The sequence below is a fragment of the Streptomyces sp. WELS2 genome (assembly GCF_013870595.1).
Taxonomy (GTDB): Bacteria; Actinomycetota; Actinomycetes; order Streptomycetales; family Streptomycetaceae; genus Streptomyces.
In genome coordinates, this window is the sequence record NZ_JACBWZ010000033.1 from 1 (window position 1) to 21207 (window position 21207).

Annotated in this window: 14 protein-coding genes and 2 pseudogenes; 4 read left to right on the top strand and 12 right to left on the bottom strand. The window is 71.3% G+C overall.

Features of this window, described 5'->3' with window-relative positions; translation table 11 throughout:
• Nucleotides 1-724 precede the first annotated feature (724 nt).
• Entirely contained in the window at nucleotides 725-2164 is a 1440-nt protein-coding gene (locus H5J33_RS38600; RefSeq protein WP_399552762.1) for a DUF4157 domain-containing protein, read from the top strand.
• 183 nt (nucleotides 2165-2347) lie between these two features.
• Here H5J33_RS38600 and H5J33_RS03925 read toward each other — a convergent pair whose 3' ends face one another.
• The 4 genes and pseudogenes from H5J33_RS03925 to H5J33_RS37145 form a co-directional block, all read right to left on the bottom strand.
• Nucleotides 2348-2791 (bottom strand): hypothetical protein, encoded by a 444-nt coding sequence (locus H5J33_RS03925; protein ID WP_181793375.1) that lies wholly within the window; start codon nucleotides 2789-2791, stop codon nucleotides 2348-2350.
• 189 nt (nucleotides 2792-2980) lie between these two features.
• Entirely contained in the window at nucleotides 2981-4879 is a 1899-nt protein-coding gene (locus tag H5J33_RS03930; RefSeq protein ID WP_309485311.1) for an NHL repeat-containing protein, read from the bottom strand.
• A gap of 65 nt (nucleotides 4880-4944) precedes the next feature.
• Nucleotides 4945-5439 carry a hypothetical protein gene (locus H5J33_RS03935; RefSeq protein WP_181793376.1) on the bottom strand — a complete coding sequence of 165 codons (495 nt, stop codon included), beginning with the start codon at nucleotides 5437-5439 and terminating at the stop codon, nucleotides 4945-4947.
• Nucleotides 5440-5973: 534 nt separating this feature from the next.
• Nucleotides 5974-6261, bottom strand: a pseudogene (locus tag H5J33_RS37145) (ATP-binding protein); the annotation flags it as partial.
• A 752-nt stretch (nucleotides 6262-7013) separates the two neighbouring features.
• Here H5J33_RS37145 and H5J33_RS03940 point away from each other — a divergent pair.
• Nucleotides 7014-7460, top strand: coding sequence for a hypothetical protein (locus tag H5J33_RS03940; RefSeq protein ID WP_181793377.1), 447 nt, complete (start codon nucleotides 7014-7016; stop codon nucleotides 7458-7460).
• Here H5J33_RS03940 and H5J33_RS03945 read toward each other — a convergent pair.
• Both H5J33_RS03945 and H5J33_RS03950 read right to left on the bottom strand, forming a co-directional pair.
• Nucleotides 7447-7653 (bottom strand): annotated as a pseudogene (locus tag H5J33_RS03945) (TetR/AcrR family transcriptional regulator); the annotation flags it as partial. The gene H5J33_RS03940 and the pseudogene H5J33_RS03945 sit on opposite strands and share 14 nt — an antisense overlap.
• Before the next feature lie 363 nt (nucleotides 7654-8016).
• Nucleotides 8017-8187 carry a DUF5670 family protein gene (locus H5J33_RS03950; RefSeq protein ID WP_181793378.1) on the bottom strand — a complete coding sequence of 57 codons (171 nt, stop codon included), beginning with the start codon at nucleotides 8185-8187 and terminating at the stop codon, nucleotides 8017-8019.
• Nucleotides 8188-8426: 239 nt separating this feature from the next.
• Between H5J33_RS03950 and H5J33_RS03955 the strand changes: the two genes are divergently transcribed.
• Both H5J33_RS03955 and H5J33_RS37150 read left to right on the top strand, forming a co-directional pair.
• Nucleotides 8427-8600, top strand: a complete 174-nt coding sequence (locus H5J33_RS03955) for a CsbD family protein (RefSeq protein WP_181793379.1) — start codon at nucleotides 8427-8429, stop codon at nucleotides 8598-8600.
• Nucleotides 8601-9490: 890 nt separating this feature from the next.
• Nucleotides 9491-10069 carry a VanZ family protein gene (locus H5J33_RS37150; protein ID WP_399552763.1) on the top strand — a complete coding sequence of 193 codons (579 nt, stop codon included), beginning with the start codon at nucleotides 9491-9493 and terminating at the stop codon, nucleotides 10067-10069.
• Between the two features lie 403 nt (nucleotides 10070-10472).
• Here the strand turns inward: H5J33_RS37150 and H5J33_RS03965 are convergent, their stop codons facing one another.
• From H5J33_RS03965 to H5J33_RS03990, 6 genes are all read right to left on the bottom strand, one after another.
• Entirely contained in the window at nucleotides 10473-13088 is a 2616-nt protein-coding gene (locus H5J33_RS03965; protein WP_181793381.1) for a SpoIIE family protein phosphatase, read from the bottom strand.
• A 277-nt stretch (nucleotides 13089-13365) separates the two neighbouring features.
• Nucleotides 13366-14457 (bottom strand): low specificity L-threonine aldolase, encoded by a 1092-nt coding sequence (locus H5J33_RS03970; RefSeq protein ID WP_309485312.1) that lies wholly within the window; start codon nucleotides 14455-14457, stop codon nucleotides 13366-13368.
• 42 nt (nucleotides 14458-14499) lie between these two features.
• Entirely contained in the window at nucleotides 14500-16443 is a 1944-nt protein-coding gene (locus H5J33_RS03975; RefSeq protein WP_181793382.1) for an amidohydrolase family protein, read from the bottom strand.
• Between the two features lie 94 nt (nucleotides 16444-16537).
• Entirely contained in the window at nucleotides 16538-18274 is a 1737-nt protein-coding gene (locus H5J33_RS03980; protein WP_181793383.1) for an FAD-dependent oxidoreductase, read from the bottom strand.
• On the bottom strand, nucleotides 18271-19905 hold the full coding sequence (locus H5J33_RS03985; protein WP_181793384.1) for a glutamate--cysteine ligase: 1635 nt from the start codon (nucleotides 19903-19905) through the stop codon (nucleotides 18271-18273). The genes H5J33_RS03980 and H5J33_RS03985 overlap by 4 nt, the downstream gene beginning before the upstream one ends.
• Nucleotides 19906-19979: 74 nt before the next feature.
• Nucleotides 19980-20633: a hypothetical protein gene (locus tag H5J33_RS03990; protein ID WP_181793385.1), complete on the bottom strand. Its 654-nt coding sequence runs from the start codon at nucleotides 20631-20633 to the stop codon at nucleotides 19980-19982.
• Between the last annotated feature and the right edge of the window lie 574 nt (nucleotides 20634-21207).

A 21207-nucleotide genomic window follows, 5' to 3' on the forward strand; every position in this document is an offset into this window, starting at 1 on the left:
CGACCTGAACGACCCGCACGCGGACAACGCCACCGCCCTCGTCGCCCGCGTCACCTGCTGAGGAGACCCCACCGATGGACCCCCGTCCGCCCCACCACCGACACCCGCGACCAGCAACGGCCGGGGTGGTCACGCGGCAGTGCCCCCGTATGACGAGCGCCAGGTCCTCGTCCGTCTCACCGACGACGGCGCGGACCGGCTCCGGGCGAGGCGCACGGAGCCGAGGGCCCCCGGACGGAGGCGTTGTCACACTTCAGCCCGCGGGAACGCCACGAACTCGCCGCGCGGCTCCAGCGCCTGGCCGACTCATCGGCGACACCGTCCCCCAGCCCGACCGGGACGACACCACACAGCGGTGGCACCCTCCGGGGACCTGCCGGATCACGCCGAACGTTGCCCCTTCGGTCAGCCGAGTCTGCCCCGACGGCCCTTGTACGGGCGGCGGTGATCCCCTATCAAGGGGACAGGACATCACTTCCGGTCAGCAGGAGAGTTTATGCACGCGCACGGCAAAGACCGGAAGGACGACCTCCACGACGAGCGGCTTCCGGCACGCAGGCCCACGGCTCCGGGCGCCGGTCCGGCGTCGGGCCTCACAGGCCTGCAGGGAAGCATCGGCAACGCGGCGGTGGTTCAGCGGATGCGGCGCGCGGGCGTGGCCCAGGAGGAGCAGGAGCATCGGCACGAAGCCGGTTGCGGCCACGGGGGGAGCGCGCAGGCCCCGGTGCAGCGGTCCTCGGTGCACGACGTCCTGCGTGGCGCGGGCCGTCCGCTGGACCGTTCCACCCGCGCGGACATGGAGGCCCGGCTCGACGCCGACTTCTCCGACGTCCGCATCCACGACGACCGTTCGGCCAAGAACTCCGCGTCGGAGATCGGCGCCCGCGCGTACACGTCGGGCAGTCACGTGGTCCTCGGCGAAGGCGGCCGGGACAAGCAGACCCTGGCGCACGAGCTGACCCATGTGATCCAGCAGCGCCAGGGGCCGGTCTCCGGCACCGACAACGGCTCGGGGCTGCGGGTGTCGGACCCGTCGGACCGCTTCGAACGGGAGGCGGAGGCGAACGCACGGCGCGTCATGAGCGGGCCCCGGCCGACCACGCATGCCGGTGCGGAAGAGGCGGTCCAGCGGGCGTCGGCGCGGCAGGCGACGGCCCGTACGGCGTCCGTCCAGCGGATGCCGAAGGCACCGAGGGCGAAGACCGGCGGCAAGAAGAAGGGCAGTACGCCCAACGCGAAGGACGAACTGATCAAGGAGCTGGTCCGGACCTGGGGCTGGACGGCGCACGGCGGGGCCCAGAACCGTACCCTCCACTTGACGAAGGCGCCGGAGGAGAACCAGACCGGGGGCCTGAACGCCACGGAGAAGATCTACAAGGGCTCGGGGAACACCCGTCCGCCGAAGGACTTCGCCTCCGCCCGGACCACCCAGAGCATGCGCTGGATCTCGACCCTCGCCAAGGAGTACCTCGGGAGCGTCACCTCCTCGGCCGCCGAGGAGGTGCAGGTGAGCGCGATCGGCACCGACCTGTACATCTCCGCCAACCGCAACACGCACAACGCGAAGCTGCGGGAACTCGCGGGGCGGCACGGCACGGGGAAGACGTTCGCCAAGGCCCTGGTCGAGCACTTCGGAGAACCCGACGCGGAGGCCCGGGACCGCTTCGCCCGCCACACCGGCAAGCTGTCGGACCGGGTGGCCGAGGGCGAGACCGAGAGCGGGGACTACGCCGAGATCGCGAGCATGACGGTCAAGGTGCCCGAGGACGTCTCCGCCGACGACGACGGCCTCCACGCCGAACGGCGACTGCAGAAACTCCAGGGCTTCGACCCGGCGAAGACGGTCGGCGTCAAGCGCCCCTGCGTCGTCTGCTACACCCAGATCTACGCCACCCCCGTCCAGAACGGCGACGTCGAGGTCTACCCGGGCCCGCTCTGGCCGAGCAAGGCGGCCAACAAGGGCATGGAGGACTACGAGGAGGAGAGCGTCAAGGACTACGCCAAGTACCTGCACGACCTGGTCGAGGCGGCCGGCGGTACCTACATCACCTTCACCCAGCAGGGCGACCTCACCTGGGACCAGAACAGCGACTCCGACACGGACCGCGAGGGCACGAAGGTCGGCGCGGACGCCGACGCCATGGAGGTCGACTCGGACTCCTGAGGGGCCCAGATCATCCAGGCAGGTCCAGCTTGCGCGGTTCGTGCCGGCCGACCGGGCGCAGGGCGTTCCGCGCGCGGTCGGCGCAGGCGCGGGCGCTTCACGAGGGCGTCACCACAGGCGCCGACGCGGTCATCGGCGTCGCCATTCGGGTCCCTGGCCACAGCGGTCATCAGCGGCCTTGTGTCAACGCCCGGTGGGCTCCGGCTGGTGGGAGGCGAGGGCCCAGATCACGAACACGTCGATGGCCATGACGATGATCGACCACAGGGGCTGGTACGGCAGGAACAGGAACTGCGCGATCAGGCTCAGCGACGCCAGCGCGATGCCGACCGCGCGGGCCCAGGCGGCCCGGGAGAGGATGCCCCAGCCCGTGACGGCGGCGATGACGCCGAGGATCAGCAGGATCCACCCCCACCCGGTGAGGCTGATCTTGTAGACGTAGTCGCCGATGCGTGCGTAGACGTCGTCCCTGGCGATCGCGGAGATGCCCTGGAGGATCGCCAGAATGCCGTTGACGAGCAGCAGTACGCCGGCGAAGGTGGCGCCGCCGACGGCCAAGGCGCTGTGTCGGGTGGGAGGCGGGCCGTAACCGCCGGACGGCTCTCCCGGGTGAGGCTGTGCGGTCATGGTCGCACTCCGTTCTCCCGTGGCGGGCGGCGTTCGCGGCCGCCTCACCTGCTTTGACTTTCTGCCCCCGGCGGCCTCCGGTCACAAGAGCTGAGCCGTTCGGGGAGGGTGTACACGCGTCGGCAGGGAGCCCGGCTCAGGCCGGTGCTCATCCGCTCCCGCCGCTCACTCGCCGTGTCACATGTCCGACTACTTCGAACACGCGCTCGTGGTCGCCGACGACGGACGCGTCGGGAGTGGGGTCAAGGGCGTGCAGACCGGTGTGGCGGCACCGATGAGTTCCACCAAGCCCACGCCCCCTGTGGGCGGGATGATCTTCGACCAGTTGTTGGCCACCCAGGCGTTGCCCGAGGGGTCGATCTGTACCGCCGTGAGGTGCTGGATCGCCTTGTTCCGGAAGCCCTGGGCGGGGGAGAGGACGGTGCCGGCGGACGCGCCGGACGGGCAGGCGGCGCCGTTCACTCCGCACAAGAGGGTGACGGAGGAATTGCCGAACCCGGCGACCCATACGCGGTCCTGGCCGTCGATGGCGACCGACCAGGGGAAGACCCTCTTGGGCAGCTGGTGCACGCCCGCGACGGTACCGTTCGGCCGGATCTCGGTGACTGCGCTGCTGAAGAAGTCGGCGACCCAGGCGTTGCCTTTGGAATCCAGGGCGAACCCGGTGGGACCTTGCAGCGATTCGTCCGTGACGGAGGTGACGGTCTTGAAATCACGGCCGATCACCGTGACGCTTCCGCCGACGTTGCTTGGCCGACCCGATTGCCTGATCTCGTCGAAGGAGAGGTGGCTGTTGGTGACCCAGGCTCGTCCCTGGCCGTCGATCTGGACGGCGAAGGGGTGGTTGAAGCTCTTGTCGGTGATGCTGATGGCCTTGCTCGGGTCGCCGTGGGGGTAGACCACGACGCTGCCCGCGCCGGGCTTGCCCTTGAGGCCGTGGGAGTTGGCGATCCATATGTTGCCGCGCTGGTCGACGGCGACGCCCTGGGGTTTGACGAGATCGCCGTTCTTCCACCCGGTGGAGGGGGACAGCGGCTTGCCGGAGGCGGAGTACTTCGACATGGCGTTGCCGCCGTAGCTGGGTGCCCACACCGATCCGTTGTGATCGATCGCGAGGCCCCAGGCTCCGGCCTTCATGCCGCCGCCGCTGATGGGGCTGCCCAGGACCGGCCGACCGGTGGGGTCTTGCACGGTGACGTAGGAGCTGGGGTCCCTTGTGCCCGGCTTCCAGTTGTTGGTCGCCCACACGTTGCCCTTCGCGTCGAACGCAATGCGTCCTGGCGCGTAGACCTGGGGAGCGGGGTAGCGCACTGCCATGATCCAGGACTCGGGCGCCGCGCCGAGGGCGGGAGTGAACACCTTCGCGGTACGGGCCAGGGCCGCCAGACGGTCCGGGGCCTGCGTGGGGTTGTGCGCCAGATCGAGGATCGCCTGCACGGTGTCGGCCGGCCGGGTTCCGCCGGACGGTGTCGCCAGTCGGGTGAGCTTGTCGCACCGGGCGTCGTTCGTCACGCAGAGCGACACGAGGTCGGCCAGCGTGTTCTGCGTGGCGAGCGTGTCGCTGTTGGCGCTGTCACCGGTAAGGGGCTTTCCGGCCTTGCCGGTTGTCGGGTCGGCGAGGTTGAACGAGGTCGCGGCGGCGTTCTCCAGCCCTGGAGCGGGCCCGGCGATGCCCTGCCGGTCGCTGAACTGGGCAAGGGCGTACGTTGCCGCGACGGTGGTCAGTTCGTTGACCGTCACCTTGCTCACAGTCCGCCCGGGTACACCGCCGCCGGTACCGAAGCCGACGACCGAGCGCAGTCGGAGTCTGTGCGCCTGGGGGGACGTGGCCTCCAGGTAGAGCACCCCGTCGGCAGGCTTCGTGTACGTGATCCGGAAGGATCCGTGCGCGTCGGCCGTGGCCTGACCCAACTTCCTGGCACCGGAGCGTGACCCGGCCATGAGTGTGACCTGGGAGCCTTTGAGCGGCTTCCCGGCCCCGGTGACGGTTCCCTGGAGCGGGAGCGACGCGGCACCGAACGCCGGTGCCGGCAGGGCGAAGGCGGCACAGGCCGCCGCGACGACGGCCGATGTCGACCGCAGGGCCACGGCCCACGTCCTGTCGTGGCGTCCCCTGCGCGTGCACAACGGGCGAACGCGGTTACCAAGGTTACTCATGATCGTCCCTCGCCGTGCGAACGGCGTGACGGGTCACCAGAGGGCATGGGACCGATTTCCGGCACCCTGAGCGTGAACCAGCAGACCCGCGCCCCCAGCAGCCAGACCACACCCAGATAAAGCCCCGGGGCGACTTCGCGTATTTCGTCGCGCACGCCGCGAGCCACCAGTGAAATTCGGGAGTAGTCGATGACGATGCAGTCCTGTTCGTCCATCAGGCTCGGCCCGGTATGGACCTGGGCCACAATGGCAAGCACATCGAACGCGGTCATCCGATTACTGAGATAGCCCGCGCGATCGAAGACCTTCCCCCGCCACAAGGCCATGCGCACCAGCCAGGCGAGCGGCTCCGCCACCCATCTGCCTCCCCACGGGACGATTCCCGTGCCCTCCAAGGGGCCGTGTGGGATTTCGCCGGGTGGACTGGTGCGGAACAGCTCCACCAAGCCCCCGTCCCCCATCTTGAGCAGGTCCTTCTCGGTGAGTGGCACAATCAATCCTCCCGGCGGTCACTACATACGTCACTCGGCACGTCACCCGCGCCTGAACGCAGTCCCGACTGGGAGCGCTACCGACTTGCCCAGTTTCCGGTCGGGTGTTTGGGAGATGGATCCGCCTGATTTACCAGACCAACACCTCCGATTGTCGGCGCTCCCGGTGAGAACCGCCACCGCTGCCGGGGCGGACGGCGACTTCCCGCGCCGCTGTCGGCACCTTCCGCCCGGAAGTCGTAGCGAGGAGCACCCGGCTTCGTCCGGGGGCGTGTCCGCCCTCGCTCACCGTCGCGACCGCCCGTGACCTACGCACGCCCCTGCGACCGTTCCGGTGGAACGCACGAGGCGGGCACCACCGTGCCGGGAGGTACTCCGGTTTTTTGCAACCGTGTCACGCCGGCGTCGGCTTTCGGTCGCCGGTGGCATCCACCGGCGGTCGCGACGCACCAGGGTGATCGTGGTCGGCGTCACGATGCCGAAGGCCACGGCTATGGGCGCGAGGCAGTACGCCATCCCTTGCCCGGCCACGCTCCGGGTTTTCGGGTGGGTGGAGCGGTGGCGGGGAGCGGTCGCTCGGTTGATGACCGCCTCGACGGTGGTGATCCGGTCCACCAGCGGCCCGGCTGCCGCCACGGCTCGGGTGAGGGGATCGTTACGGGGGCCGCCGAGGGTCTGCGTGCGGACGTAGGCCGCCTTCACCTCCGCACGGCGCGCCGCCTATCCGGCGGTGAGGGTGCCGCGGAGTTCCGCCGGTTTCAGCAGGTTGGCCTCGGCGTCCGTGGTGAGGATCCGGGCCTCGGCCGTGTAGTGGTCGTCGAGCCGGGGATACGGACGGCGGTGAGGGTGCCGGCCGGGAGGTTGGCCAGGTGCCGATCGGTGAGGCCTTGGCGTTCAGGGCGGCGAAGAGTGGGTCGAGCGCGGCGGGAACGGGTGACCTCCCGCGGCGAAGGTCGAGTGTTCTCACCGAAGCTTGAGCACCGGGTCACGCGAGACCGAATGGATGGGAGTCGGGTGGAGCCTCGCGCGTCGCGGGAGGCCGCGGGTCCCTTCCTCGGCGGCCCGGACCGTCAGGCCGCGCTCGCGGCACTCGAGCAGCTCCCCACCACCGGCTACGCCCGCGCCGGATCTCTACCCGGATCGTCCGGTTCGGTTCCGCGCCGGATTCAGCCCGGCCCCGGTTGCCGTGGCCCTCGGTCGGCTCGGCCCCGCCTGGGGCGCGGCCGTGACACCCGCCGCCCTCGCCGTACCCCTTCGCCGTATCCGGTGCGTCAGCTGACGGTCCGTCAGTGGGTGCGCCGGCCGGGGTGTTCCGGTCGGCGCAAGCGGGCCGGCGGCGCCGGCCCGGTGGCTACCGGAACGCTCGGGCGACGGCCGGTCCGCGCCGCCGGAGCGGGGCTTCCGGTGGGCCATGGTGTCCCGCCGGGGGCCGGCGCCGCATTCCAAGTCGCCGGAAACCCGCTGTGACCTGCCATTTCGTCGGAACGGAGATGGAGTTCCGGGCCGGCTCGAGTGGCCGTCACGGTGGACCCGGGTCAGCCTGGGAGACGTCCATCGAGCGACAGGAGCGAAACATGACCTCCGTACTCCGCCATCGCCACGGCCGTGCTCTCGGTACCGGCGTCCTCTGCGCGGCGCTGCTCTGCGGCGGAACGGCCGGAGCCTTCGCGGCGAACGCGGGCCCGAGCCCCAGCCCCACGGACAAGCACACGAGCATGAGCCCGAGCCCGTCGGCCATGCCCTCGATCACCGCCCGCGCCGACAAGTCCACGGTGAAAGCCGGTGAGACGGTGAAGTTCACCGGACGCACCAAGGGCCTGAAGGTGGGCAGTCCGCTGGTGCTCCTGCACGAGAAGGACGGCAAGTGGACGGCGCTCAAGGCGACCGCCAAGGTCAAGACGGGCAACTCCTACGCCCTGCTGGCCAAGTTGGACACCAAGGGCACCGAGCACCTGCGGGTCGCGAGTGTGACCAAGTCCGGGAAGGTCTATTCGCCCACCGTCACCGTCACGGTGCGCTGAGCCCGCGCACCAGTAGGTCCACAACGGCCGTGAACTCCTCCCCGATGCCGGGACGGACCCAGTCCCGGGCGTAGCAGGGGTCGTGGAAACGGCCGGTGGCCTGGAAGACGGCCCGTGCGGCCAAGGCCGGGCCGGGCACCCTCCAGGTGTCCGACCCTGCCCCCGCCGCGATGATCCCGGTCGATTGGCCGGTGAGATCGGCTACACCGGCGACCCGGTCGCGGCCCCCTCACCGGGGCCGGGTCCTGCAAGAGGGAGCGGAGTGCCACCTCGCCGCTGAGGTCACCGCCACAGCCAGCCGTCTCGCAGCCCACCCCACGGTTCCCGCCGAGCCCACGGATTGCCCAACTGATGCACAGGGACCGACCCGCGCGTTCCCGCTGAGCAGACTGCCACAGGGCCGGTGCGGCATACACATACCCTCTGGGGCGCCCGGTACGCCGCATGTGCCGGCGGTACGGCAGGGCGCGCCTCCTCGCACGACGTGGGGCCCGGCCGTCACCGGCCGGGCCCCGTGCTCGCTATGAACCGCGCTTCTCGCGCCGTGCGCCCGTACCTACCACCGGTACCAGCGCCTCTTGCGGCCCGTGCCGTCCGCCGAGCGTACGACGAAGCCCAGGAGCCACAGGACCAGCACGATCACCGCGATCCACCAGAGTGCCTTCAGCGCGAAGCCCGCGCCGAAGAGGATCAGGGCCAGCAGAAGAACCAGAAGCAGGGGAACCATCGTTATCAACCTCCCGGCCACCGGATGCCCTTGCTTCACCTCTACAAGCACACAGAATGCGAGTTAACTTCACGCGCCGACGGGCATACGCGCGCCGCGCACGGTTCCCCCTGGACGGTTGCCGCACCACAGCGGCACCTTGCCGGTCATTCGCCGCGCATCCGCGACGAGGGTTTGGCTGCGCCGTGCCGGGTCATGCGCCAGCCAGAACGACTCACCGAATCGGAGGAGGGCTGACCATGACCGCCAACGAGAAGGCGCGGGCCAAGGCCGAGCAGGCCGTCGGCAAGATCGCGCGGGCGGTGGGACGGGCCACCGGAAACACCAAGCTGGTCGCCAAGGGCGCCGCCGCCGAGGCCATGGGCAAGGCCCGGGGGAACAAGGAGTCGCTCAAGGAGACCGGTCGCCGCTGACCTGCTCCCCCAGACCGTGTCGGCAGGCCGGACCCTGGTCTGCCGACACGGTGTTCTCGTCCCGCGGAGACGGTGGACGCGCCGTGCGGCCCGCCCGGTGACTTCGACGGTCACCCGGAAGGCCCTGCCGCCGGCGCCGGATCACCGGGCACGGGTGTGTCGGTCCGGCGGCATCCACCGGGCCTCCGGAGGCTGTTCCGTCACCGGGGCCGCCACGGCGGTCTGTTCGTGGACGGTCGTGCCGCAGGCGTACCCGGAGCCCGCTTCGTGAACGGCCGCGTGCCGTCGGTCTGTCAGAGGACGCGGAACCTCCACCGCATCAGGTTCTCCGCGCCGGTTTCCGGTACGCGATCGGGGCATCCGGAGGACAGGAAGGAGGGCTGCCGGATGACCACCTCTCGCGGGCCATGTCCCGTCGGGCGAAGACATGGCTGCTTCCGGGCCGACGCGTGTGCTGCCGTTCGCCGAGCCGAAATGGCCGTACCGCCGTGCGTCAAGGGCCTTTCCCGGTACGGCGACGCACGATCACCCGAGCCTCGCTCTCCTCACGTCCTCAAAGGCCATCAGCCGTTACGGGGCGGCCGCGGACATCGAGGTCGTCGGCCCGGAGAAGGACGCCAACCCGCCGGATGCCCTGCACGGCGCCCATCCCGTGCACACCGACGAGTCCGCCGAACTCCCATGGACACGAGGTTTGTCGACGACTGGAGGACCGCATGGCCCGTATCGCCTTGTCCGCACGCGCAGGCTCTCGTGGCCGCGCGCCCCGAACGAGTGCCCTCGCCAGGTTCGGCCTCCGGGGCCGGGCCAGGAGGGAGGTGCAACCCTCCGAGGGCACCCGAAAGACCTCGGTGACGAAGGCGAGCGGGGACGGCGGACTGTTCCCGAGGGTGCGGGCGTGGCGGTGGGGCGGCCTTGCCCGGGGCGCTAGGGCGGGCAGGGCGGGCGATGCCCGTGCGGCCACTGCGGCGGGGGCTGCCGGGGAAACGACGGTCCGGCGCTCCCACCGCCGACATGTACTCCCTTGGCCGGTCCGGGTGTTGGCCATGCTCTGCGCCTTCGTCTTCATGGTGGCCTTCGCCGCCGTACTGGCCAAGGTCACCCTGGAGCCGTCCCCGGCCTCGGCTTCCCTGACGCACAACAACCTGCACCCCGGCCGCTCTCTCAGGGCCTACCTCGACCAGCCCGAACTGCGGGACACCGTGAAGCAGATAGGCGGCAACCTCCTGCTGGGCGTGCCGTTCGGGGTACTGCTGCCGGTGCTCGCCACGGGGGCCCGGGGGTTCTGGCGGGTGATGCTGCTGACCGCAACGGTGATGCTGTTGGTCGAGATGGCCCAGGGTTTCCTGGTCACCGGACGGGTCTTCGACGTGGACGATGTCATCCTCAACACGTCCGGCGCGTTGGCCGGTTACCTGTTGCTGGGGCGCAGGCTCGGACGGGTGCACGATCGCCGCGAGGGCGCGTGACGCGAACGGCGGGGCGGAGCGGGCACGCTGCGCCGCGGGTGGCCGGTCCGGTGGTGGAGAAGCGCCAAGGACGCCGCACAGGGGTGGGCCGCGGTGAAAGCGGCGGCATCGACACAACGCGTCAAGCCCGGAAACGGCAAAGCCGCCGGCACCGCGACCAGGAGCGCCGCCGGCGGCCCCGCCGGCGCACGGGTACGGAAGACGCGGGCTATGCCGGGACTGCCCGCGAGCCAGTCGGCAGCCGTGAACGAGGGGGTGCTTCCCGTCGTCGGCCCGTGAGGGAAGCCGGCGCCGTCACCGCGCGCACCAGAGTGTGCGGCCCCGTGTGCGAACGGGTTGCGGCCGTGCTGCTCGTGATCGGCGCCGCTGTGCGACAGCGCTCCACCACCGGGGCGGCCGCCGGTCAGGTGCCTGGCGGGGTGGGACGCAGGGCGAGGAGGGCGATGTCGTCGGTGCTGCCGGCGCCGAGACCGAGGATCAGTTCGTCGCAGAAGACGTCGAGGGGGGCCTGGGCGAGGGCGGCGGTGTGCCGGCGCAGGCGGCCCAAGGCATCGCTGAGGGATTCTCCCGGGCGTTCGATCAGGCCGTCGGTGAACATGAGCAGGGTGGAGTGGGCCGGCAGCGGGGCGCGCGCGGTGGTTCTGGGAAGGGTGCTGTCCACGCCGATGAGCAGGCCGGAGGCGGACTCCAGGTACTGGGTGTGGCCGTTGGGACACGTCAGGAGCGGGGGGAGGTGTCCGGCGGATGAGTAGTGCGCTTCCCATGGGCCGTCGGGCAGGCCTTTGACGACGGCGTAGGCGCAGGTCGCGGTGGAGTGCGGGTACAGGGTGAGGGTCGCGAGGTCGAGGCGGCGCAGTACCTCCGCGGGCCGGTCCTGGCAGTCGACGGCGATGCCGCGGAGCATGTTGCGCAGTTGGCTCATCGTCACGGCGGCGTTCAGATCATGCCCGGACACGTCTCCGATGACCACGGCCGTGTCGCCGTCGGGCAGGGTGAAGGCGTCGAACCAGTCACCGCCGACCTGGGCGGTGGTACTGGACGGGGCGTAGCGGGCGGTGATCTCCATGGACGGGATGTGCGGGAGGCGGGGCAGGAGGGAACGCTGGAGCCGCTCGGCCGTGTTACGGGTGTGCTGGTGCAGACGGGCGTTGTCGACACTCAGCGCGATGCCCTTCACGAGGTCGGCGACGAGGAGCGCGTCCTGTTCGGTGAAGGGGTCGTCGTGGCCGGTGCGTACGACGATCAGGGCGCCCAGCACCTCGCGGCGGGCCCGCAACGGCGCCATGATCGTGCTGTCGGCGCCCAACTGCTCGAACAGCCTCAGCTGCTTGGCGTCCAGGGCGCTTTCCGCCTGGTCCGGTGAGGGAATGTCGGTGATCAGCAGGGGCCCCGCGCCGTTGAGTACCCGGGCCAGCGGTCCTCGCGCGTTCTCGGACACCGGGGGCAGCCTGCCGAGGTCCACCCCGGCGCCCAGTGCCCGAGGGTCGCGGTGGACGACGCAGATCCGTTCGGCATCCCCGTGCTCGTCGAGCAGGTCGACCACGCACCAGGTGGCCATCTGCCGGGTGAGGACGTGGCACACTCGGCGCAGTCCCTCGCGCAAGTCGAGTGTGCTCGACAGCGCACTGGTGGTGTCGGCGAGCAGGATCAGCCGTTCCCAGGACCGTGTCGCCTTCTCACCGCCGCCCCGCGGCGCCGCCGCCGCGCCGGCGTGCAGCCGCACCGAGGGCCCGGAACCGTGACGCGATACCGGCCGGTCCTCCCCGGGAGCCGTCGCCCGGGGCATGAACTGGCCGACCCGTACCGTGCGGCCGTCCACCGCCTCCTGGCTCCGGACGTGCAGACGCACATGGACCAGACTGCCGTCGCGGTGCAGCGCCGGAAGGGGGATGGACCGGCCCATGATGCGGGACCGGCCGGTCAGCCGCAGCCCGGTGAACCCGGCACGATGACGCTCGCGCAGATGCTCGGGAATCAGCACGGTCAACGGTCTGCCGATCAGCTCGTCGGTCTGCCATCCCAGCAGGTCGGCCAGAGCGGCGTTGGCCGCGATGATCCGGCCGTCGTCGTCGGCCGCGACAGTCGGGACATCGCTGTCCTCGACATCGCCGGCGTCCCACGGCGCCAGTTCGACGGAAGTCGCGTCCGGCATGCCGGGCAGCAGCGTCCACGCGGTGGGCGGACCTCCGGAGAGCTGGGTGACCAGCTGGTCGAGCACCCATTGGCAGTGGCTCCGCACGTGCGGCGGAGCCGGGAGGGTGAGCAGGGCCCCCAGCTGCGCCGCCGCGTCGCCTTGTTCGAGGACGTGCCGCAACGTGTCCACGGCGGGCGCGGCCTCCAACGGGAAGGCGATGTCCAGGGTCACCGTGGCGCCGCCGGTGACCGTCTCCTCCAGTGCGGATGTCATGCACGCGTTGATCACGTCGGCCACGTCGTGGGCCACGAGCAGCTCGGGGACCGACACTCCGGCGTGCTCCTCGACGCCTGTGGTCAACATCAGTTCGCGCAGCATCTCGTCACCGTGCTGCTGCGCCGCGCGGAACACGATGTACGGCATGTCGATCAGCGTCACGGTCGCGGTCCGTCCGCACAGGGGCACGGACTCCCACCCGGACGTCGGCGGCGCCGGGGCTTTGGGCCACAGCTCGAACCAGACCGTCTTGCGGCCCTCCCCGACGTGGGCTCCATGGCTGGAGGCCAGCTCCTCGACCACGGCGAGGCCCCGCCCCGTACCGGCATACGGCCTGGGCTCGCGCGGCACGAGCGGGCGGTCCGGCCGTCCGTCGCCCACTCGCACCCGCACCTGTCCCTCGTGCGACCAGATCCGCACCTCCACCTCGGTTCGCGCGTGCAGCACCGCGTTGGTCACCAGCTCACTGGTCAGCAGCTCGGCGGTGTCCACCACCTCCGGCGCGACACCGCGCAACGCCGACCGCACGAACCGCCGGGCCAGTGGTGCACTGCGCGTCTCCGGAGGAAAACACCGAAAGAGGACGCCGGATGGGCTAGAGCTGTTCATAGCACCATCAATCCCTCTGAGGAGCGCAAATCTAACTTGCCCGTGCGGTGTGATCCACCGGTGTGGGGGCGTCTCCCGCCCCACTACCGCGACGGTGTTCGCGACAAGGGGGGGCGAGCCGGCCGCTGGTGCGGTTGTGGGTGAGGACGTCGGTGATGTCAGGTCGTGGGCGTGTGAACCGGGCCCGGTGCGCGGGCTGTTCGCGCACGTCCCGGCAGGCCGGAGCTGTGTGACGCGGCTCGGCGACACGGCGTACGTGACCATCGGCGGCTGCGGCTCAGGCCCGCCTGAGCGCCGCCTCGGCAGCGGCGGCGAAGTCGTCGACGTCCTCCTGCGTGGTGTCGTAGGAGCACATCAGCCGTACCTCGCCGCGGCTTTCGTCATTGAGGTAGAGCGTGTAGCGGTCCGCAAGGCGGGCGCGGGCCGCCCGAGGCAGCGTCGCGAACACCGCGTTGGACTCGACCGGACGGCTGACCGCCACTCCCTCCACACGGGACAGGTGGATTCCCAGCCGTGTGGCCATGGCGTTCGCGCGCCTCGCGTTCCGCTCCCACAGGTCCCCGTCGAGGAGCGCCTCGAACTGGACGGAGAGGAAACGCATTTTGGAGGCGAGCTGCGCGGAGCGTTTGCGCAGATACGGCATGCCCGACACCCGGGACGGGTCCAGGGCCACCACGCATTCCCCGAACAGCAGTCCGTTCTTCGTGCCGCCGAAGGACAGGATGTCGACCCCCGCGTCCGTCGTGCAGGCGGACAGGGGGACTCCCAGGGACACCGCCGCGTTCGCGAGGCGCGCGCCGTCCATGTGCACGGCGAGGCCATGGGCGTGCGCACGGGCGGTCAGGTCACGGATCTCCGCGGGGGTGTAGCAGGTACCCAGTTCCGTGGCCTGGGCCAGGGAAAGGGCCCGGGGCGGGGCGGAGTGCACGTCGTTCGCCTCCGCCACCGTCCTGTCGATCACTTCCGGGCTCAGCTTGCCGTCCACGGCGGGCACGCCGAGCAGCTTCAGCCCCGCCATGTGCTCCGGACCACCCCCCTCGTCCTCGTTCAGGTGGGCCTGCTCGGCGCAGATCACCGCTCCCCAGCGGCTGGTGACGGCCTGCAGCGCGATGATGTTGGCTCCGGTTCCGTTGAAGACGGCGAACACCTGTGCGTCGGGCCCGAAGTGACGGCGGAAGGTGTCCTCCAGGTGAGCCGTGTAGCGGTCCATGCCGTAGGCCTGCTGATGGCCGCCGTTGGCCACGTGGAGCGCGGAGAGGATCTCCGGGTGGGCACCTGAGCAGTTGTCGCTGGTGAAATCCCGCCGTCCGGGGTCGTGGCGCCGGACGGCGGCACCGACGGGCGGCGTGGACGGCACCGGACGCGTCACGGGGGACGCCGGAGGCCGTACCCGCGGCGGTGCCCCTTCCCTTCAACCCCCGGCGACGTAGGACCAGTACGGTTCGACGAGCACCCCCAGCTGCCGGGCGGTATGGAGGACGCGGTCCGGTTCCTCTCCCCGGTCGAGGCCGTACTCGAGCACCCGGAGAGTTCCCTCGGCGACCTCGGGCGGCGGCCGGTCGCCCCAGCTGTCCATGTAGGTGAGGACGGGACGGGGGACGTCCGGCAGCCGGCGTGCGGCGGAGACGAGGCCGGAGAAGAGGGTGCACCAGGTGGAGAGGTCCGTGTGGAGGTAGAGGGCGGCTTCGGCGGGGCCTGCCTGGGTGCCCATCCAGGTGAGGTCGCGCACGACCCGGAAGAGACCCTGGTCGACCGGTACCGGCGGGATGTCGCCACCGGTGAGGCCGACGGACGAGGCGGCTTCGCGCAGCAGCCCGCGAGCGGTGGCGATGGTGTGCAGGGCGAAGGAGAACAGGGTGGCCGGGATCTCGTGGCGGTGCCGGGACACCAGCAGCGCGTACGTGGAGAGTTCGGCTTCCTGGCACTGGTACTCGGCGAGCACGATGCGCTTGAAGTGTTCGGTGTCTATCTCCCCGGTGCGGGCGAGTTCGACGAGCCGGTTCCCGCTGACGAACCGTTCGACGTCCGGTTTCATCGCTTCGATGAGTTGTTCGGCCTTCATGTGATCTCCCGTGTTCGATCGGTGGGATGAGGGGCGGGGCGCCACCGGGCGCGGAGCCACCGGGACGGGGCCGGACGGTCCGGTGACCATCCGGCCCCGCTGGAAGACGTACCGGCTGCGGCCGGTGGCGGTGATGTCCTCGAACGGGTCGCCTTCGAGAGCGACGAGGTCGGCCGTGGCGCCGGGGGTGATCGTGCCCAGGTCGGGGCGGTCGAGAAGGTCCGCGGCGACGCAGGTGGCCGCCCTCAGGGCACGCAGGGCGGTGTACCCGTGGGCGAGCATGGTGGGGAACTCGCGCCAGTTCTCCGCGTGGGGGAACATCCCGGCGTCGGTGCCGAAGGCCGTCTTCACGTTCGTCCGGGCGGGCCGCAGCAGTCCTTCGCGCAGTGCCTCGGCGTGTGCCCGGTAGTTGGCGCGGACGGTCGCCGTGGAGCCGTCCCAGAAGTCGTCGTCGTCCAGCCGGTCGAGGAAGTACGTCTGGGCGTACTGGGTCGGCACCAGGAACACACCGGCCTCCTCCATCACCCGGTAGGTCGGCGCGGTGGCGAAGCAGCCGTGTTCCACACTGCGCACTCCGGCCTCGACGGCGCGCAGGATGGCACGGTCGGTGAAGAGGTGCGCCGCGCAGGGAAGTCCCAGATCGCCGGCGGTGGAGACGATGGCGTGCATCTCCGTGCTCGAGTACGCGGTGCTGGTGGGGCTGTCCACGGGTGAGGAGAAACCGCCACCGCCCGCGAACTTGATCCAGTCGGCGCCGGCCCGGGACTGCTCGCGCACCGCGCGGCGCAGCCCTTCGACGCCTTCGGCCAGCGTGCCGATCTGGTGCCCGTACCGCAGCGCGAGGTCGGGCTGTTTGTCCCCGTGGCCTCCGCGGGGCGACAGGATGTTGGGCGCCGCCAGAATGCGAGGTCCCTCGACGAGGCCGTCCTCGACCGCCCGGCGCAAGGACACGTTCAGGGGCAGGTGGGCGCTGCCCAGGTCCCGCACGGTGGTGAAGCCGCGGTGCAGCAGTGCGCGCAGGACGGGCACCGCGGTGAGGGTCTGGTAGGCGGCGGGTGCCGTCTCCGCGGCTTCGTCCAGGAGGTGGACGTGGCAGTCGATGAACCCCGGCAGGAGGGTGCAGCCGGGCATCTCGACGACGTCCGTCTCCGGGCCGGCCGGGAGGGCGTGTCCGATCTCGGCGATCCGGCCGTCGCGTACGAGGACGGACAGGCCGTCCACCGGTGTGTCCGCGACCGCGTCCCACACGCGGTCCGGCCGCAGCAGCAGGTCTCTGACGGGGGGTGCGTGCATGGATACCTCCGGGACGGCGGTGCGGGGGCGGGTCGGGCGGGCGGGGACCGGCCACTGTGGGCAGGGCGCCTCGGGGGCCTGGCGGTGTCCTTGGTCAGGAAACGGTGAGCGGTGTGTACCGGGGGTCGTCCCACAGGTCGCCGGGTCCGGGGTTGCCCGGTTCCGGCCGGGCGCCGAGTTGCCGCAGGACTCCCCAGGCGGCGTTCAGGCCGGAGGCAAGCGCGTGGTCGAGCCAGCCCGGGGACCACGAGGTGTCGTCACCGGCCAGGAAGAGGGCGTTCGGCGGTTCTCCCGGTACGGCCGCCGTGCCGTTGAAGTCCTTCATGAAGTGGGCGAACAGATCACGTTGGTAGGAGTGGTCGCCCGGACACGAGAAGCGGCTCAGACCGCGGAAGTTGCGTTTGTCCTCCCACGACACCGTCACCGTCGCCGCCGTGTCGGTGTGGGCGCGCAGCTCGTCCGCCACCTCGGGGTGGATGGCGGCGAGATCGCGGACGAAGAGGGCGAGACGTTCCTCCGGGGCGGAGGGCGCCACCTTCATGGCGTCCTGCGCCCAGGTGAAGCTGAGGTCCACCACACCACGCCGGCCCCCGGGTCCGCGCGGTGGGCCGTAGTCCACGGTGTAGGCGGCCCTCGGCAGCCGGTCGGTGAGGGTGACCCCGTCCATGGACGTTCCCTCCCAGAAGGGACTGTCCACCACGAGCGCGGTCTTGGAGGACTGCCAGTAGTGCAGCCGGCGGACGGCCCGCCACAGGCGCGGGCCGAGCGCGGGGGTGTGAGCGGCGGTGGAACGCACCTCCACGCCGGTCTCCAGCAGACGCAACTGGGGGGTGAACACGGCGGCCGCGTACCGTTCGCTGCGCCCGTCCTCGCTGTGCACCACGACCCCGCGAGCGGCGTCCGGTTCGACGTCGATGGCGCGCACCGCGGGACGCAACACACCCCCGTTGGCGGCCTCCAGACTGTGGGTACGCCCGTCGGGGCCGGTGGTGCGGTGTGCCCAGAAGCCCTCGGCCAGGCGGCTGACGCCGTCCGGCGCGTACAGCAGTCCGCTTCCCTCGGTGCACAGCAGCAGGCGCAGGATCTCGATCACGCTGAGCTCGAAGAAGGCGTCCCAGACCGCGGGTCCTATCCCGGCGGTGCCCAGCAGCCGTGCCTGGTCATGGCTCAGGCCCGCGCCTTCCGGGTCGCGCAGGAAGCGGTAGAAGGACCACATCTCGAACCTGGTCAGCACCGTGCGCCAGCGGCGGCGCACCGCGCCGAGGTCACGGGCGGCGACGTCTCGCTGGATCTGGACGAAACCGATGCGGGCAAGCGCCCGCTGCCAGCGTGTGTGCGCCTCGCGGAACTCCTCGTTGAGGTCGTAGAGGTCCTCCAGGCCCCTCGCCGGGTACTGCCGGCCGTCGACGTCGAGCACGGTCAACGGCGTGGGATCCGCGTAGTTGTCACGGAAGGGCTCCAGCCGTACGCCGAACGTGTGACCGTACTGGCGCAGCAACCGTGCCGATTCGGGGAACCGCAGGCAGCCCAGTTCCACGACGGCGCTGTCCGCCTCGTCGAGTCGCCGGCTGTACATGCGGCCGCCCAGACGCCGGCCCCCCGGCCCGTCCTGGCTCCGTTCGGCCTCGTACACGACGGGCCGGCAGCCCGCTCGCAGCAGCTCGTAGGCGGCCGCCAGCCCGCTGCCGCCCGCTCCGATCACGGCGACGCGCGCGCCCGCGGTCCTCTCGGGCAGCCGTCCCATGCGCCGGCCGTCACCGACGTGCGCGGCGTAGTCGAAGGGGAAGTCGACCTGCAAGTCGCTGGCGGGCGGGGGTGTGCCGGGGCTCATCGCTGACTCCGTCGGGGAAGGGCGGGAAGGTTCCAGGTGTGCACGGGGCGGGCTGCCTCGGCGAGCCGGGCGTAGCGCACCGTCAGCTCCTCGAGGAGCGGGTCGGGCCGGCCGGCACCGGTGACGCGTGCGCCCCTGTCACCGGTCCGCCCGGCCTGACCGGCCGTCCGCAGCGCGGTGGCGCCTTCCGGTGCGGGCGGGATCACGTCTCGTTCCGGTGCCGTGGCGGTGAGCCCGGCTGTCTCCCGGTCGGTGTTCGGGGCGCGCTGCTCCCGTCGGCTCAGTGCCTCCAGTGTCCGCTGCTGCCACCACGCCCCGGTACGGCCCGACGCCGTCCGGCGGTCCAGCAGGTCCAGCAGGGCATCCGCCTCGGCGGCGTCCACCCCGGCGGTGACCAGTCCTTCCCGTGCCTGCGGCAGCAGCTCTTCCACCAGGGCGCCCGCCTCGTGTCTCCGGGGCGCCGAGCCGGGTGAGGGCCACCACAGGCTCGCCCGCAGACCGTCACGCGCGGCCCGGTAGAAGTTCTCCCTGGCGTGGGAGAAGGGAAGCTCCCCGGCCACATCGCGGCCCTCGGCGGCCAGGGAGAGGGTGAGACCGACCAGGAACGCCGTGTTCGCCGCCATGTCGAGCGGGGTCGGCCCGGAGGGGAGTGCCCTGAATTCGATCCGCAGGTGTCCGAGCGGGTCGTACACCGGCCGGTTCCACGGCCACACGGTGCTCACGTGCAGGCGCAGTTCCTCCAGCGAGGGGCAGCCGTCCGGCGAGACGTCGTCGTCCTCGGCCGGGGGAACCGACGGAAGCAGGACGTCGTAGCCGCGCACGGCTTCCTCGAACGCCGCGAGCGGACCACCCCGCAGCCAGGCGTGCCCGAAACCGACCCGCGGCCGTGAAGTCCCGCGGCAGCTCGCACCACGCTCCCCGAAGCCCTGTTCGTACACCGCGATGCGGGCTTCCTGCCAGCCGCGCCGGCCCAGCGGGAAGGGCGAATTGCCCGCGGCGGCCAGAGCCGGTCCGGTGGCGAGCTGGGCGGCGTTGTACGTGGGGCAGAAGAGGTCCGGGGCCACGGTCAGGTGCACCTGCCAGGAACAGGCCGCGCCCTGGACCGCCACGGACTCGGCCCGCAGCAGTCCCTGCTCGCCGTCCCCCACGCACAGCGGGAACGGCGCGGGACGCCGCCGGGCCCAGGCGCGTTCCAGCGCGTGGTAGCGCGGCAGGTCGGTCAGCGCCCGTGCCGTCAGGTCGGCCGGTGTCAGCGTGGGCAGCGTCCCGATCGGTACCGCCCGGGCGCCGTGGCGCGGCAGCGACCAGGCGGTGATCCGCGCCAGCGCCCGGGCTGCCTGCGCGGCCAGCTCCGTGAACGGACGCCCCCGCAGAGGAACCGGCTCCAGGTTGGCCTCGAGGTTGAAGCGGGCCACTTCCAGGGCGAGACCGTCGTCACCCAGTCCCTCGCGTACGGCCGCGTTCACCGGGACGGGACGGCCGTCCGGCCCGGCGAGCGACAGCTCCAGTTCGGCGCCCAACGTGCTCGGCACCTGTCCGAACCCGGGCCGGACCACCAGCTTCTCCAGCGCGGTGAGGCAGTCCGCCAGGCGGACGCGGAACCGTGCGTACTCCTCTTCCGTGAATGCCACTCGTCCGACCTCGCGGCCCATGTCCACTTCCTCCCGTACGTGACCCCGCCCGACCGTGTTCGTTCCCGAGGCCCTCATCCGGCCGTGGCGACCGCCCGCCACCAGGACCGCAGCGCCGGTTCCATCCGCACCGCACTGCGCGTGATCCACTCTTCGGGTTCGTCGCGCGCCCTGCCGTACTCGATGACCTCCAGGACGCCGTCCGCCACCTCCGGAGGGTTCTCGCGGTAGGCGCCGATGTACTCGATCGCGGCCTCGGGAACCTGCTTCGCCTCGCTCAGCACGTCGGCCAGAACGGCACAGGTGTTGCACCACAGGGTGAAGTCGGTGCGTGCCACGAGAGCGGCTTCCGCCGCTCCGGCGTGCAGAGCGACCCAGGAGATGAACTCGGTGAAGCGCCGCACCGGTTCCAGGCGGGGAGCACGGCGCATCTCGTCGGGCGAGAGGCGCAGCGCGGGCGCGAGACCGTTCACCATCCGGTGCCGGGCCCGCATCAGCTCGTGCGCGACGAAGGAGAAGAACCCGCCGGGCACCTCGTGCGGGTAGCGGGCCAGCAACAGGCCGTACGCCGTGAACTCGGCCTCCTGGGACTGGAACTCGGCGAGGGCGAAGCTCCGCAGGTGTTTCTCCTCGATCATCCCCTCGCGGGCGAGGGAAAGGAACTCGTTGGCACTCAGGTGCTCGGGGAGGTTGATTCCCACGGTGTCGATGAACTCGGTGGCAGGCATGGAGGGGACTCCTCGGATCGGGAGACGACATGTCGTGACGGGCGTGGGTCGCGTCAGGCACGACGCCGGCCGTCCGGGTCGCGAGCGGAGACCGGCGAGCCGCGACGGTCCGCGGCCCCGCCGAAGCCCGGCGGCGGTCCGTACACCGCGTCGCGGGCCGCCGTCCGGCGGGCGCGGTGCACACGGCCGGGCCTCGCTCCCGTATGTCCCGCACCGCTCACCTGTTCTTGCATGGTCATGGCCGGTACTCCGTTCCGGACGCTCCGTCACGCCGACGGGGAGAGGGCGAAAGGGCACCCGCCGCTTCCCTGCAGAGGCCATGCCGACTTGTCACCCACGCCCCATCGGCCCCGGCACCCAGGCGGAGCGCCGGGCGGCACTCCTTCGGACCCTGTACCGGCTCCCCGGGGGCGTGCGGCGCACACCCGCACGGCGCCGATGAAGCGTGAACGCGTTGAACGCGCGCCCCGTGTCAGCCCCCGCGCGACCCCCTCACCCGTACGGCATCCCACACCGCGCGGTCGTCTGTCCTGCATCACAGGGTGGTCCCATGAACGATCCGCTCTTCGACCGC